The 15,357-nt window shown below is 49.6% G+C and carries 14 protein-coding genes; 7 read left to right on the forward strand and 7 right to left on the reverse strand.

Annotation, left to right across the window (positions count from 1 at the left end; genetic code table 11):
* The first annotated feature begins 317 nt into the window (after positions 1–317).
* Positions 318–1,448 carry a YheC/YheD family endospore coat-associated protein gene (locus tag AC3WQ3_RS08775; protein ID WP_492472002.1) on the forward strand — a complete coding sequence of 377 codons (1,131 nt, stop codon included), beginning with the start codon at positions 318–320 and terminating at the stop codon, positions 1,446–1,448.
* Between the two features lie 85 nt (positions 1,449–1,533).
* A complete protein-coding gene (gene asd / locus AC3WQ3_RS08780) occupies positions 1,534–2,325 on the forward strand; it encodes an archaetidylserine decarboxylase (RefSeq protein WP_492472003.1) in 792 nt (263 codons plus the stop codon).
* A gap of 373 nt (positions 2,326–2,698) precedes the next feature.
* Here the strand turns inward: asd and AC3WQ3_RS08785 are convergent, their stop codons facing one another.
* Both AC3WQ3_RS08785 and pdxR read right to left on the reverse strand, forming a co-directional pair.
* Positions 2,699–3,484 carry a helix-turn-helix domain-containing protein gene (locus AC3WQ3_RS08785; protein WP_095292024.1) on the reverse strand — a complete coding sequence of 262 codons (786 nt, stop codon included), beginning with the start codon at positions 3,482–3,484 and terminating at the stop codon, positions 2,699–2,701.
* 226 nt (positions 3,485–3,710) lie between these two features.
* A complete protein-coding gene (pdxR, locus tag AC3WQ3_RS08790) occupies positions 3,711–5,162 on the reverse strand; it encodes a MocR-like pyridoxine biosynthesis transcription factor PdxR (protein WP_492472004.1) in 1,452 nt (483 codons plus the stop codon).
* A 213-nt stretch (positions 5,163–5,375) separates the two neighbouring features.
* On the opposite strand from pdxR, the gene AC3WQ3_RS08795 reads away from it, so the two are divergent.
* The 3 genes from AC3WQ3_RS08795 to AC3WQ3_RS08805 all read left to right on the forward strand — a co-directional run bounded on the left by AC3WQ3_RS08795 (position 5,376) and on the right by AC3WQ3_RS08805 (position 7,893).
* Complete coding sequence (locus AC3WQ3_RS08795) at positions 5,376–5,993, forward strand: pyridoxamine 5'-phosphate oxidase family protein (protein ID WP_492472005.1); 618 nt, start codon at positions 5,376–5,378, stop codon at positions 5,991–5,993.
* Between the two features lie 178 nt (positions 5,994–6,171).
* Positions 6,172–7,470, forward strand: coding sequence for an aminotransferase class I/II-fold pyridoxal phosphate-dependent enzyme (locus AC3WQ3_RS08800; protein ID WP_492472061.1), 1,299 nt, complete (start codon positions 6,172–6,174; stop codon positions 7,468–7,470).
* A 285-nt stretch (positions 7,471–7,755) separates the two neighbouring features.
* Entirely contained in the window at positions 7,756–7,893 is a 138-nt protein-coding gene (locus AC3WQ3_RS08805; protein ID WP_164764282.1) for a hypothetical protein, read from the forward strand.
* 182 nt (positions 7,894–8,075) lie between these two features.
* Here the strand turns inward: AC3WQ3_RS08805 and AC3WQ3_RS08810 are convergent, their stop codons facing one another.
* From AC3WQ3_RS08810 to AC3WQ3_RS08830, 5 genes are all read right to left on the reverse strand, one after another.
* Entirely contained in the window at positions 8,076–9,293 is a 1,218-nt protein-coding gene (locus AC3WQ3_RS08810) for an ABC transporter permease (RefSeq protein ID WP_492472006.1), read from the reverse strand.
* Between the two features lie 2 nt (positions 9,294–9,295).
* On the reverse strand, positions 9,296–10,048 hold the full coding sequence (locus AC3WQ3_RS08815; RefSeq protein ID WP_095292035.1) for an ABC transporter ATP-binding protein: 753 nt from the start codon (positions 10,046–10,048) through the stop codon (positions 9,296–9,298).
* 27 nt (positions 10,049–10,075) lie between these two features.
* Positions 10,076–11,449 carry a DEAD/DEAH box helicase gene (locus AC3WQ3_RS08820; RefSeq protein WP_492472007.1) on the reverse strand — a complete coding sequence of 458 codons (1,374 nt, stop codon included), beginning with the start codon at positions 11,447–11,449 and terminating at the stop codon, positions 10,076–10,078.
* Positions 11,450–11,661: 212 nt separating this feature from the next.
* A complete protein-coding gene (locus tag AC3WQ3_RS08825; protein WP_095361304.1) occupies positions 11,662–12,435 on the reverse strand; it encodes an SDR family NAD(P)-dependent oxidoreductase in 774 nt (257 codons plus the stop codon).
* Between the two features lie 54 nt (positions 12,436–12,489).
* Positions 12,490–12,948, reverse strand: coding sequence for a chemotaxis protein CheX (locus AC3WQ3_RS08830; RefSeq protein WP_095292039.1), 459 nt, complete (start codon positions 12,946–12,948; stop codon positions 12,490–12,492).
* A gap of 460 nt (positions 12,949–13,408) precedes the next feature.
* Here AC3WQ3_RS08830 and AC3WQ3_RS08835 point away from each other — a divergent pair, with 460 nt between their 5' ends.
* Both AC3WQ3_RS08835 and AC3WQ3_RS08840 read left to right on the forward strand, forming a co-directional pair.
* Complete coding sequence (locus tag AC3WQ3_RS08835) at positions 13,409–14,311, forward strand: LysR family transcriptional regulator (RefSeq protein WP_127538953.1); 903 nt, start codon at positions 13,409–13,411, stop codon at positions 14,309–14,311.
* A gap of 31 nt (positions 14,312–14,342) precedes the next feature.
* Positions 14,343–15,152 carry a histidinol-phosphatase gene (locus tag AC3WQ3_RS08840; protein ID WP_336782980.1) on the forward strand — a complete coding sequence of 270 codons (810 nt, stop codon included), beginning with the start codon at positions 14,343–14,345 and terminating at the stop codon, positions 15,150–15,152.
* The last annotated feature ends 205 nt before the right edge of the window (positions 15,153–15,357 follow it).

A 15,357-nucleotide genomic window follows, 5' to 3' on the forward strand; every position in this document is an offset into this window, starting at 1 on the left:
CCTGTCCATAGTGAAATAGGCTGTGCCTGGCTTTAGATGTAAGGCGGCTGTCCACGCCCCTGCTGGAAAAATGTCATACGATACTTCATAAGCCTTCCGTATACATCCGTAAAACGGCTTACAATGCAATCCGCTTTATTCATTTCACCCTTACCTGGGTTCACAATTGGATGTGTGGAGCTATTAATAACACGCCGGTGCATGAAGGTGCATCATCATTCCGGTCTGCGTGATTGTGATGTCCCATCATGCGTTGACAGACCGGCATCCCATATATGGACGATCCATGTCGCGATAATATTGAAGGAGGAACGGTCATGCCCCCAGAAACGATCGGCATCATGTTCGATTCACGCATGTACCGGGGGATACCGGCCGGAAGGACCGGTCAGGAATCGCTCGCGAATTATGAGCAGGCAGCGGCCTGTTATGGATTAACGCCTTGCTTTTTGCGGCTTGAAGATGTGGATTCGGAGACGAAGACGTGTCTGGCATATGTCAAAAAGGATGGCGTTTACGTTCGTCAAAAAATGCCTCTGCCTGCCGTTATCCATAATCGGGCTCTCCAGCTTCGCCGGGCAGATCAGCATGAGGTGACCAGGCTGCTGCTGCAGGGCATACAGGTATTTAACGTTCGGAATCGGTATCGCAAGGATCATATTCATGACATGCTGCACCAGGATCCTGCACTGAAGAAACATCTCCCTTATGCTGCCAAAGCTACGCCAGAGTCTCTGGCTTATATGATGGAACATTATAATGATCTGATCATCAAACCGTGCAGCGGCAGTATCGGACACGGTATCATGCGTTTGTATAAACGAGACGGGGACTGGAAATTGACGTGCCAGACCAGGGCTTCCCGTAAAGGCTGGGCAACCTTCCGGCTCAGCAGGGGACAACTGCCCTCCGCCACCTTAAGACGAATTTTTCGCCATGCATATCTCATTGAGGAACGGATTCCACTGGTTCGTTACGAAGGAAGACCCGTAGATCTGCGTGTATCTGTACAGCGGGGGATTGACGGTCTATGGGGCATTACGGGCATGTTCGCCAAGGCAGCACCAACCCACACCTTTGTCACCAATATTGCTCAAGGGGGTAAGGTGATGACCCTGGCAGAAGCAATGAGTGAAGGAGAACTGGGAATCAGCATTCCAGAGCTCGAAGCCCGGATCAGTTCAGTTGGACTCCGAATTGCACGCACACTGGCTTCCAGCCTGCCGCATCTGGCCGACTTGGGCCTTGATCTGGGGATTGCCAGAAACGGACAGATTTACTTCATCGAATGTAATGGACGGGACCAGCGCTACGGTTTTCGCAAGGCGGGAATGCCCGAACACTGGAAGGCCAGCTACCGTGAGCCCATGGCATATGGACGTCTGCTGATGGAGCAAAACTCGCAGATTCCGCGTCAACCGCAAACCTACCGTAAGTACCCATATTGATTTCGCTGGCATTCTGTGTCAATATTATGCAGAACGGCCGGTCCTGCCGGCCTTGAAGTTCGCACTAACCCTAAGGGGGATATTCATGGCAAAAACGCTGTTGCGGTTAATGACCGAGCTTTCTTCTCGCAAGTGGATCTCCCGGACCGTGGGAGCCTTCTCCAAGAGCAGGGGAAGCAAGGCATTTATCCCTTATTTTGTCCGGACCTACAACATCCCTGTTCAGGAAGCCGAGAAAGACTGGAAGGAATATCGTTCACTGAATGATTTCTTCACCCGCAAATTAAAGCCGGGCATGCGCCCGCTGGATCTTTCGGAACATGCACTCATCAGCCCCGTCGATGCCAAAATCACGGCAGCAGGGCCGGTATCTGCAGGTACACTCCTGAATGTTAAGGGACAAAATTATACACTTGCTGAATTATTAAACCACTCACCACATCTGGAGAAGTACAAGCACGGTTATGCATTCGTCCTGTACCTCAGCCCTCGTGACTACCACCGGATTCATGCACCCGTTAGCGGGCACAGAATCGAAAGTGAGCATATCAAGGGGAAGGTTTACCCTGTAAATGATTTTGGTCTGACTCATATGAAGTCGGTGCTAAGTCGAAACGAACGTCTGATTACGTATATCGGTCACGCTTATGGAGAAGTCGCTGTCGTCAAAGTCGGCGCCATGAACGTAAGCAGCATTCAGTACGCGGATACGTCTGCAAGTACTTGGGCACAAGGGGATGACCTGGCTTATTTTGAATTCGGTTCCACTGTGGTACTGCTGACGCAGAGCGGCACATTTGAACCTGAGCCCAGTCTCCAGCCGGGTGATTCCGTCAAAATGGGTACACTGCTTGGCCGCCTGAAGCCAAATCGCTGAATACTCCAGGACCAAATAAAGAGGATGGCGCAAGACCTGATTGCAGGTGCTTGCGCCATCCTCTTTAGGATTGAAATATGATTGTTCCACGGTAGTCACTGGAGATTCCTTATATACATTCAATACGAAACATCGCTCCGTATGTATAGGCCCTCTGACTCTTCTTCAAAACCACACGTCTTGCAGTTCCTCCGCCGGTTTGAAGCGACGCAGACGGTTCCGGAAAATAGTGCATCCCTTCATAGAGCATCCCCGGTTGCGGATCCGCCGTTTTCCGTTCATCACAAGTTCCCCCTTTCGTTTCGTCTGGAATGCTACTTACTTACCCCTGGCCTCCAGACTTGAAACGTTACCCTGATCTCATGCATCGTACCTAACGAATCTCGGAAGGACTTTTGCCGGTGTATTGCTTGAACTGACGACTGAAGAAAAAGATATCCCGATACCCGAGGGCATCTGCGACCTCGGTTACATTCATGCCCGTATGCACCAGCAAATGTTCTGCGCGCTCAATGCGCATGCGAATGATATACGACTGAACAGAAGAGCCAATTAATTCCTTGAATTTGATGGAGAAGTATCGGGGCGACAAGCCCGCACGTGCAGCCAGATCCTCCACCCGGTGGGTAATTCCCGGATGCTGGCGTACATAATTTGCCACTTCCTGAATGACATCCGACAATTGGTTGCTGACCCTTTTCTCCACAGGTGATTCCGTATCCGCACGCAGCAAATGAATCATCAGCTGTTTCAAAATAAGCCGACTCTCCTCGTCCCGCCCATATACATCGGATAAGAACAGTCTTACATACCGGGCCAGCAAATGCTCGAATTCCACGGTTTCCTGTACCTCACGATAAGACTGAGGCACATCATTCACAGGTATATCTACATCAAAATGAATATACGTAAGTACCAACGGTTTTTGCTTATTATGTGTTGCAGTAGGATGATCGCCTGGTCTAAATAGGAAACAGCTGCCTTTGCCGACCTCATACGACCGGTCATTTAGCACAACGGTCCCTTCCCCACTCCATACATAAAATAAGTCATAGTTCTGCATCGGTTTTTCCCGCTTCTGCCACTTCCATCCCGGTTCGCAGACAATTTTGGCGACGGCGGGCAAAATAACAAAAGATGACGGCGATGCCTGCAGCATGTCGCCACTCCCCCTTGAAAGTTAATCTCTCCGCATGTTGCATCATCATTGAATTCCAATCGCTTATAGTTCGCTTACGGTTATCATGCCTTAGAATTAGAACACAATCCTTTCGGTTCAGCCTGTCCCTAAACTCAGTACGCTTCCTGGAATCTGATGCAAAGTGCTTGTATGTGATTTCTGCTCCTCCCGGAGCGAAATGTCTTCATCCATTATACAGCGAATTTCAGTGAAACGAAAATGTACTCTTCTCCCATGCCAGCCGCAGTCTTCTGATGCCTTCCGTGATCTCCTCTTTCTCCAGATGCGCAAAGCCAAAACAAACAGCAGGAGGACCGGGGATCAGTTGATAACGCTCGGCATCCCGAAATATCACGCCTTCTTCCTTCGCTATCGTTTTGAATTTCAGAAAGCTGTCCGGACTGCCATTCCAGGTCGCGTAGATGTGAAGTCCTGCATCTCCTGGCTGCATGGTGAAAGCCTCTGGTAACTGATGTACCATCTCCTGGACAAAAAAAGCATGCCGTTCCCCGTATAGCCGGGTTAACCGTCTCAAATGCCGCAGATATCCGCCCCTGCTCATGAATTTGGCCAAGGCTCGCTGTTCCAATAACGCAGGGGGTACAGGCTCATATAGGGCTTTCGCTGCAAGGAGTGGCTGCACCAGACTTGAAGGCAGGACCGCATAGCCCAGCCGGAAGGAAGCAATCATTGTCTGTGAGAATGATCCGACATAGATCACCCGCTGCTCGCGGTCCAATACTTTAAGCGGTTCAATCGGTCTGCCTCCCCAGCGAAATTCACTGTCGTAGTCATCTTCAATGATGACGGCGTTGCGCCTCGAGGCCCAGGCTAGCAGCGTTTTGCGTCTATCCAGTCCTAACACCGCCCCAGTCGGGAACTGCCGGGTTGGGGTAACGAACAGCGTCTGGGCGTTCCAATCTTCAGGGATGATGCCCTGCGAATCAACAGCTGTCGGTACAGCTCTGCCCCCACACGCGTTCACCGCATGTGCGATTCCCTGGTACCCCGGATTTTCCAATATGACCTGCGCCCCTTCCGGGATCAGCAGTTGTGCCAGCAATGTAATACCTTGCATCGAACCACTGAACAGTACAATCTGGGATGCATCCGCCTGAATCCCCCGTGTCCATCTCAGATGTGAAGCGATGGCCTCACGCAGTTCAGGGTCTCCTGCTGCACCGCTTTGCTCCCGCCAATCGCTTCGGTGTACGGCGGCGAGTGCGCTTTTCCATTCCGATGTGGGGAAGTGGCCTGCCGGCATGCGATGGACATGAAAATCGATGATATGCCGATCCTGAACAGAGACAGATTCCGTTCCTTTTTGGGTATCCAGTCTGCTTACGCGTTCTCCCCATGGGGAGAGCTGAATGACTGCTTCCTGTTCCCCTTGGGCCTCTGTCCTAAATGTGCCTTTAACGAACGTACCTCTGCCCCGATGTGCCTCTACGTAACCATCCGCGAGCAGCATGTCGTATACCTGTGCCACAGAACCGCGTGACATGTCATACTGGCTCGCGAGTTCTCGCGTAGAAGGAAGACGTGCCCCTTCCGCGAGTGTTCCCGCATGAATGGCGTCGCGCAAGGCATGATACAGTGCCGTGTATTTATAACGATGCTGATGCTCATAGGAATCCAAGGGCAGCCACAGTTCCATGACTCTCGCTCCCCTCTCTTTCATATTTTCAAACCATATGGCGGTGCCTCTTACTCCAAGTTCATTATATTCTCCATCTTTCACCTCAGTAATTGGCCTATAAAAATGAATGTAAATTGGATCTATTTTTATGTCAATGCATGTTTTATCGTTAGAGCAACATTTCAATTGCCATTCAAGTTCAGATGAATCACAACCAAGGGGGAAAACCATATGAGACGCAAAGAATTTACAGTGGATGAAGAGAAAGAAATTACTGCATTTCTGGATCAGTGCTCCTTCGGATTTCTGGGAACTGTCAGTCCGGATGGACAACCACGGGTTACACCACTCAATTTCGTCTATATGGACGGATGCTTCTACTTCCATGGCAGTCTTGCCGGGGAGAAAATGAAACAGATTAAGCATGATTCCTCGGTCAGCTTTACGGTGGCTGAAGAGTTTTCCCTGATCCCCTCCTATTTCAGTGATCCCGAACTGGCTTGTCCCGCAACCTCCTTTTTCAAAAGTGTCATGGCATCCGGTCAGGCAGAGCCTGTTCAGGATTTGGAAATCAAGGGCAAGGTGCTGCAGCGCTTCATGGAGAAGCTTCAGCCACAGGGGGGATATGTTCCCATTGATGCTGCCGATTCCAGGTATAAGGGGAACCTCAAAGCTGTTGCTGTCGTTCGGATTGTACCGGAACACCTCAGTGCCAAATTCAAATTTGGTCAGAATCTCTCCACCGAGCGATTCGAGCATATTAGCGGGCAGCTGGAACAGCGCAATGAAGGAAGAGATGCCGAAACAGCCGAAATGATGCGGAAATATTGTCCTTTTCATCAGCAATAAACCGGTATTTCCCTGCCACACCCTAGGGAGCAACGTGCCTAAATCCTTTCTTTTGACCTCCTGCAACAACGCGGTGAAGTGATATAACTGTCATATTGCGTAATTTCCGTGACGGGGGGATGTCAAGGTGATATAATGTTAGGCAGTTGAATCCCAAAGACTTGGAAGGATGAAAAGAATGAATCCACTGGCTGAACAGTTGAACGAAAGTATTCAGGCAGGCAGCAGTCACGTCTACTCCATGCTGTCGCAGCTCGGCAAAGAGATCTATTTCCCAAAAGAAGGTATCCTGAGTCAGTCTGCTGAAGCAGCAAGCCTGGCCAAGACCTATAATGCTACGATTGGTATTGCTCTGGAGGGCGGTGTGCCGATGCATCTTCCTGTTATTCAGGAGAAGCTGTCTGCATTCCAACCGAAGGACCTCTATCCTTACGCTCCGCCTGCGGGTAAGCCTGAACTGCGGACGGTATGGAGAGACAAGATGCTGAAGGAGACCCCTTCACTAGAAGGCAAAACGTTTGGCAACCCTATTGTTACCAATGCATTGACTCATGGACTTAGTATTGTAGCCGATCTCTTCGTTGAAGAAGGGGACGCTGTTATATATCCGGATAAAAACTGGGAAAATTACGAGCTGACTTTCGGAATTCGTCGTCATGGCCAGCTGGTTCATTATCCCCTGTTCGATGAGCAACTGAACTTTAATAGTCAGGGACTGCTTGAAGCACTGCTTGCACAGAAGGGCAAAGGCAAAGCCATCGTGCTGCTCAACTTCCCGAACAATCCAACAGGCTACACACCTGGCGGCCAAGAAGCCGATGCGATTGTGGACACGATCCGTCAGGCTGCGGAAGCAGGCGTAGATGTGATTGCCGTGACAGACGATGCTTACTTTGGTCTGTTCTTCGAGGATTCCATTCACGAATCGTTGTTTGGCAAATTGGCTAACATTCATCCACGCGTGCTCACTGTCAAAGTGGATGGTGCAACGAAGGAAGAGTTCGTATGGGGCTTCCGCGTTGGTTTCATCACTTATGCACATGAAAATGCTGCGGTTCTGCATGCGCTGGAACAAAAAACGCTTGGCATTATCCGGGCAACCATCTCCAGTGGTCCGCATCCATCACAGACATTTGTCCTGAATGCTCTAAAAGCACCGGAGTTTGAAGCCCAGAAACAGGAGAAGTTTGAGATCATGAAAGGCCGTGCGAACAAGGTGAAAGCCATTCTTGATAGCGGCAAATACGGTGAGGTCTGGGATTACTATCCATTCAACTCCGGTTACTTCATGTGTCTGAAGCTAAAAGACGTTGATGCAGAAACACTTCGTTCCCACTTGCTGCACAAGTACGGTGTAGGTACCATTGCATTGGGTGAGGCTGATCTGCGCATCGCCTTCTCCTGTATTGAAGAGTCAGGATTGGAAGATCTGTTTGATACCATCTACCGTGGAATTACGGATCTGAAGAACAACTGATTCCAAACAGCGGCTTCGCTCTTGTAAAGATGAATAACTCAGGACGTTCCCAGGCTTCTGGGCATGTCCTGCAATATAAACAGCCCTCTATACGGTGACGTGTACACTATCGTCCCATAGAGGGCTGTTTGGCATGTTTTATTTTCATCAGCAGAAGCTGTGCTTCACCTGAAATATTTATTTCTAAATGATTCCGGGCAGTGGCCCAATCAGCATAAACCCAAGGCACATAGTATACGGTGTACGCAAGGGCGTGCCAAACACCACTCGAAAGGGGAATGACCCATGTCTGGAGTTGAAGAAACAAGAGGCGGTTATGGATACGGTTATGGATGCGGCGGTTTCGGAGGATTTACAAATACAGGTGCGATTCTTGTTCTGTTCATCCTGCTCGTTATCATCACGAAATCGTTCCTCTGCTAGTTCAATCGCTCTGGTCAAGCGGCAGCGCCACGTGATCTGACCGCAACAAAAAAAGACGGTTATTTGGGGACTCAGCCTCAACATAACCGTCTTTTTTTCGATATTGTTTGTTTATATCAACAGTACCCTCGTTGCTGTAGTTTACCTTCACCAGTCCAGGTCTGCATCAATAAGGTCAAGTTTCATTCGTCTTCTTCTTCCTTCAACCATTTGTTGCCCTGCGAACGCCTCATGAGGTAGATCACCAGCGCGCCGAGCACCAGCGCTATTCCCGTAACACTCAATCCACTCATTCCGGCAGCCCACATCGGAAGCCACATCAATAGAGCAGCAATAGCATGCAGATTGAAGATGAATCCGAGCACCTGGGAACGGCGGCTCTCTGCAGAGATGGGATAGATCATGATCCAGAAGGATTCACCATGACTGCGGCGTAATGCGCCAAGCTGAACACCAACCAGCAGAAGGAAGAACAGATATACACCTACGCCAAAGTAACTTCCCGCTGTCCACCAGCTGAGCAGCATGCCCAGTACGATCAATCGCAATACAATGGTGAACACTTCGGTTCGAATGAATGTTTTGGTAATGAGATAGCGATAGGCTTTCCCTGCATTCCAGGGTAGTCTGCTTCCCCATTTACTGAGCCAGCGGCGAGCACTTACTTTCTGGCCGGATGATGGTACATCCACGAACCAGCCTAGGGTCCGCATGACCCGGCCAGCCTGGCCCTGCTCCACCTGAATCAGACGTTCCCATGCAATCCGGTGCTTCACCGGGATACGCAGTGCGACCACATAGAGGACCGCCAGCAGCAACAGGAACCAGACACTACGCAGCGGAGGCTGCCACAACCATGCGGTAATCGCAAGTATAGACAGTGCCCAGCGCAGTAAACGATAGCCTCTGGCCGCCCCGGCCTGAACCATCCGCAGCTCCTGCCAGGCGCCGTAGCTCGCCAGTCCCTTCCAGAGGAGCAATAGCACGATAAACCAACCAAATGGTCTTGCATCCTGGTCTGCCCGAACATAGAGAGGCCACAGCGTAACAAATACGAGCAGCATGCCCAGACTTTTGTAGATGATTCCCCGGGCAAAACTATTCTTCAGGTACTCCTGCATCCGGTACTCCTGAGGTCTCAGAAATACGATATCGGCAGGATGCAGATATGTACGATAACTGCTGAACAGGACTAGCGGTGCCAGCAGCAGCAATGCAATCCAGCGAATTGGAAATCCAGCAGGAATGTTTTGTACAAACGAGGTATACCAGGCAGAGAATGCAATGACAAGAAAGAGAAAGACCATGGCCACGCCACTCTGTATGACATAGCCCAGATAAGGAAGAATTCCGTTCCAGAATCCCGTGCGTCTTTGCTTCCATAACAGCTTGAGATCCATGCCTAATCCCTGCCCTGCACAAGAGAATAGAACATGTGCTCCAGCGCCGCATCCGAATCTCCGAACTGGGTGCGCAGCTCATTCAATGTTCCATGAGCGATAACCTGGCCCCGATGCAATACAACAAAGCGATCGCAGTAGTTTTCAATCGTGGACAGAATGTGCGAACTCAACAAAATGGATGATCCGGATGCCTTCATTTCCAACATGAAATCCAGCAAAGAACGAATTCCGAGCGGGTCGAGCCCGAGGAACGGTTCATCAATAATGTAGAGCGGGGGCCCTGCAACAAAAGCACACATGATCATCACCTTCTGCCGCATTCCTTTGGACAGATGGGTCGACAGGCTTGTGCTTTTCTCCCGCATGCGGAACAGGTCCAGCAATTTCTCCGTACGGTGTTTGAAATCCGCTTCGGATACGCCATATGCCCTGGCTGTGAACTCCAGATGCTCCATTACAGTCATCTCGTCATACAATTCAGGTGACTCCGGTACAAATGCCATCGCCGATTGATAGATCTGCGCGTCCTCGTCCCGCTTCTTGCCCATGACTCGAACCTCCCCTTGCTGGGGAGTCATCAAGCCTAAAATATGTTTCATTGTGGTACTTTTTCCGGCACCGTTTAATCCGATCAGTCCGACCATCTCTCCGCGTCCAACTTCGAGATCGATACCGTGGAGAACCGGCCGTTTGGCACTGTATCCCCCGCTTAACCCGCTGATTTTAAGTACGGGCGTTTGTCCGTTATCCATCAATCCCTGCACCTCTTTCGTCAGGTTTTATTCTTCGGAACGCGGTGTGTTTCCCTTGCTCCATTTGGGTGCACCCCTATTTTTACGATCCTGATCCCGTTCTGTTCTTCCAGCATTACGAGCAGGCTTGCTGTCTGCTGTACGCTGATTCGACACAGCAGCTCTTGCTCCGCCGTTACGGCCTGCCTGGCCTGTCTTGCGGTCTCGGGACGGTCCCGGTTTTCTCGAGAAAGAATGACCTTCAGGCCGGGTATCGGGACGTGGATCAGCTTCAAGTACTTTGCCGCCAAACAGAACGCGTTCTGGCAATTCAATGCCAAGTTCACGCGCAAATTTGCGCATGATGAAGATTTGCGTTTCATCCACGATGGACAGCACAATTCCGCTGCGTCCCATTCGTCCCGTGCGTCCCGCACGGTGAACATAGTGCTCCGAGTCAAAAGCAGGGTCATAGTTGATGACCATTGGCAAACCTTCAATATCCAACCCTCTGGCCGCGACTTCGCTGGCAATCAGCAGTTTGATTTTCCCATTGCGAAACGCAGAAAGGACGTTGCTCCGGGTGACCTTGTCCGCATCACCATACAATGCGGCTGCGGAAAGTCCCAGATGATTCATTTTGGCCTCTACCTCGCCGATGTCTTCTGTAGCGTTCACAAACACAATGGCACGATCAGGGTTATACTGCCTAACCAGACGACGCAGCATATCGATTTTGTTACGGGTCTCTTCCACAAAATAATAATGCTCCAGTCCCGCAGCAGTTGCCCGGTCCGGTTCAATTCCGATCTGGACAGGTTCCTTCATCTCACGCTTGGCAAGTCCAGCAGTGTGCTCATCAATGGTCGCAGACAGGAAAATCAGCTGACGGTCCCGCAGTGCACTGCGAAGCACAAACTCCACATCACTCACGCCACCCAGCTGGAATACCTGATCAGCCTCATCAATGACAATCGTGGAAACGTTATGCATTTTCAGCTTTTTCAGCGTGATCAGTTCTTTCAGTCGTCCCGGCGTGCCTACAACCAGTTCGGGATGCTCACGCAATTTCTCGATCTGGCGTTTGACAGCAGCGCCCCCAATGAGGCCAAGTACGCCGATGCTGCGTCCCTCTCCATATCGCTGTGCTTCGCGCACGATCTGCATTGCCAGTTCTTGGGTAGGGGCTATAATAAGCTTTTGTGTACCTTTGACATCACTTTTGATGGATTGCAGCAATGGCAGAAGATAAGCAAGCGTTTTGCCTGTACCCGTCTGGGATTTCGCAACCACATCGCGGCCTTCCAAAATAACGGGTATGGTCTGGGCCTGTACCGGAGAAGGTTCGTTAATCCCGTGCGAAGCGAGTATCGTCTCCAGATCCTGTGCCACGCCTATTGAAGCAAATGTTTCATTCGTCATGTATGTCCATCCTTTAAATTTATTCTTACGATGCTACTTCCTGCTTGTACTTCTGGAGCATAAGCCTGTCATCACATTATCTTTCATTATATGCGAAAAAAGGCTGTGGACCAAATCTTATTCGGTAACACTCCGCTTGGGCGCAAAAAAAGAAAAGCCCCTCGGCGGAGCTTTTCTCTTATTCCCTATATGATGCTCAGGTTGCTGCATTTCTACTTCTGGTTCATGACCCCATGCGACAGCCGGTCAGCGAGTCGTGGAAACAGCTGATACAGCCATATGCCAGCCGAAGCGAGTCTTGGCAGATTCACTTCTTCCTTGCGTTTCTTCATCGCCCGGATCATATGCCCTGCAACCTCTTCCGGTTTGAGCATCATCCAGCGCACGTTGTTAACGTAATTACCGGATGGATCTGCACGATGAAAAAACGGCGTATCAATGGGACCCGGATTAATGGTCGTAACCGTCACTCCGGTCTTACGCAGCTCCTGACGCAAAGCATTGCTGAATCCAAGTACGGCATGTTTGGTTGCTGTATAGGATGCCGATTTTGCAGTTCCAATTTTGCCAGCCATGGAGGCCACATTCACGATCTGTCCCTTGCCACGCTCCAGCATGTGCGGCAGCACTGCCTTCGTACAGCGAACAATTCCCATGTAATTGACGTCCATCATATCTTCGAATTCCTGCACCGTCATTTCCGTCATTGCGGCAAACTTTCCGTAACCTGCATTGTTCAGCAAAATATCGATTCGTCCATACTTCTCTAGCATCATGTTAAACGCTGTCTGTACTTGCTCATCATTGGTTACATCCAGCGTAAGCAGCTCATGCGGCCCTTTTAATGAAGCACCAATCTGTTCAAGCTTGTCCCGAGATCGGGCAGCAAGAATGGGAATAGCTCCTTCTTCAATCAACATCTGTGCACAGAGCGCACCAATTCCGCTCGACGCACCTGTGATGAATACAACCTGATCTTTCAGCATACCCGAAGTCCTCCCGTAATGAACACATTTGCCTGTTCAGGCTATGGTTCTATTCTACGAGATCATGACCTGAATATCCATCTCGCCAATGCCGTCCATCAGCAGTGGAATGCTCAATGCCTTCGTTGCATTAAATTCAGTCAAATGTTCGGACTTCAACACTTGCGGAGGCGTGATGTCCACCACGACACCCTGGTTGGACAGGATCGTGCTCGCATTGCCGCTAATCATGTTGCCCAGTTCCGAGATGGCGCTTTTACTCATTTCATCCATTTCGGTAATTACAAAACCGCCCATCATGGCGGAGACAATTCGCAGTGCAACTTGTTCCTGAATTCCGAAAACAATGTTTCCGCTCAGCTGGCCGGTCATTCCGATCACGATCCAAACATGGTCTGCTATGTACTCTACGTTCTTCACGCCAAGACTCCCCGTGGAAGGCGAAACCTGGATGAGCTGTTCGAATACGTTGCGTGCGGATTCCAGGAAAGGATTAATTACTTCCGCTTTCACTGTCTAATGTCCCCCTTACACTGGGTTATTGGTCACGTACCAAAAGTCCCATATTCAATAATTTTATTATACTTTATCACGTACAAGAATTCACTATGAATTCGGTAAGACATGTGTACTATAATTTATCGTCATGCGCGGGCCAATAGTTTATAGCTGTTTTTGACGAAATAACAGAACTCTGCACCCCTTTTGTAGGAAGACTTTTGATTCAATTTGTGGTGCATTAAGATTTAGGACTTTTTTACTGTGTTTTAACAAATGTTATTTTTTTAAAATTCTTGATATTAAGTTTAATTGACGCTCATGTATTCTTCTTAAACTCCACGTCTCTCCTTCATTGCCCTGCCGTCCCGAATCACCTATAATTTAAGATAACAAACCCAAAAAAAAGTTACGGGATTCCATTCCTCACAGGAACACTCCATGACACGACATCTTACCCGCAAGGAGGCCATACATGAATATCAGCCAACTGGAGACGCTGATTACGATCTCAAAAACGATGAGTTTCCGCAAAGCGGGAGAACTTCTGAACCTAACCCAGCCTGCCGTCTCGGCCCAGATTAAAAGTCTGGAGGATGAATTCAACACCGTTCTTGTAGATCGCAACCAACCTGTTACTTTAACCGATCGCGGACAAGTGTTTTTGGAGCATGCCGAGCGCATGCTAGATATTGTAGACGAACTGAAGCAGAAGCTGTCCGATCTCGATGAAACGCCTCAAGGCCATATCGTACTGGGCACAACAACCTCCATTGCGATTCAGATTCTCCCCCGGGTGCTATCCTACTTCCAGGATCAGTTCCCATTGATCAAAACCAGCATTCAGTCCCTGCCTTCCTCACAGATCTATACGCAGGTCGAAAATGGGTTGATTGACGTTGGTATCGGTTATCTCACCGAGCGCAATCCCAATCTGAACACCTCTGTTCTCTATTACGACACGTTCGAACTTGTTGTGTCTCCTGCTCATCCCCTTGCAAAGCAGAAGCATGCCGCGGTGGATGTGCTGCGCAGCACCCCTCTGATTATGCTGTCGCCAGATACGGTTGGCAGACGGTTTACGGAGGGCATTTTCAAAAAACATGGCATTGAGCCCAATATTGTGATGGAATTGTCGAGCAGTGAGGAAGTCAAACGGATGGTCGAGATCAACCTTGGAGCGGCCGTGATATCCAAGCAATCTGTCGCACATGAACTGCGTCAGGGTACACTTCGGATGATTCCGCTAAGTGAGCTTGAGGTTAGTCATCCTGTAGGCGTCATTTACAAATCTAGTCGTTATCTGAATTCGGCCATGCATCAATTCCTGAGCGACCTGAAAGGCATGCCGGAAACCCAATTTATCAGTTCGGAATGACAAACAAGGCAGGAGAAAGGAAGGATCATTCATGAAATTCGATCTTCATACGCATCATTTCCGCTGTGGGCATGCGGATGGCAACATTCGGGAATACATCGAAGCTGGCATTCAGGCTGGTCTTCAAGCCATTGGAATCTCCGATCACACGCCCTATTTCGCCAGTAAGGAAGAGCAAGCATTCCCCCGCATTGCGATGGCCAAGTCCGAATTGCGCCATTATGTGGAAGAGGTGCTTGCACTGAAAGAGGAATACGCAGGGAAAATTGACGTGCTGCTTGGCATCGAATCCGATTTTTTCCCTCTCCATGCCGAATTGTATCGCAGTACGCTGGGACAGCATCCTTTTGACTATATTATTGGTTCGGTTCACCACACGGAGGATGTCAGCATTTTCAATAAGACCCGGTGGAAGGGACTCAGTGAAGCACGGAAAATCGAAGTGAAGGAACGCTACTACTCATTGATTTCACAGTCTGCCCGGAGTGGCATGTTCCAGATTCTTGGACACATTGATGCCATGAAAGGCAATTATCCCGCATTCTCCGAGATTGTGGCTGATCATGCCATTGATGAAACCTTGCAGGTTATTGCGGAGGCGGGTGTGGCGATTGAGATCAACACCTCCGGCAAAACGAAGCTAAGCGGCGGCTGGTATCCCTCTGATGCCATTTTGGAGAGAGCGAATCATTACGGCGTAAAAGTCACCTTCGGATCCGATGCGCACAAGCCTTCTCGCGTAGCGGACGAGTTGGAAGATGTTCAGGCTCGCCTGAAAGAGATCGGCTTTACGGAATGGGTTTATTTTAAACAGAAACAGATGCAGATTGTTCCTTTGTAACGACAACAGAATAACAAGCTTGAAACCCTACGATCTGCGGGACGATCCCTATCGTAGGGTTTTTCTTTTTGGTCAAAAAAAATGAACCCGCTCGCGGCGGGTTCCAACAGCATATCTATTTATCAAAAAGGGGGTCATGAGATAAGTTTACCCGCTGTCTGTTAGAGTTCAATTGCAGCTATATTTCAATTGTGTAACAAATGAT

The sequence above is a fragment of the Paenibacillus sp. FW104-T2 genome, assembly GCF_058789975.1.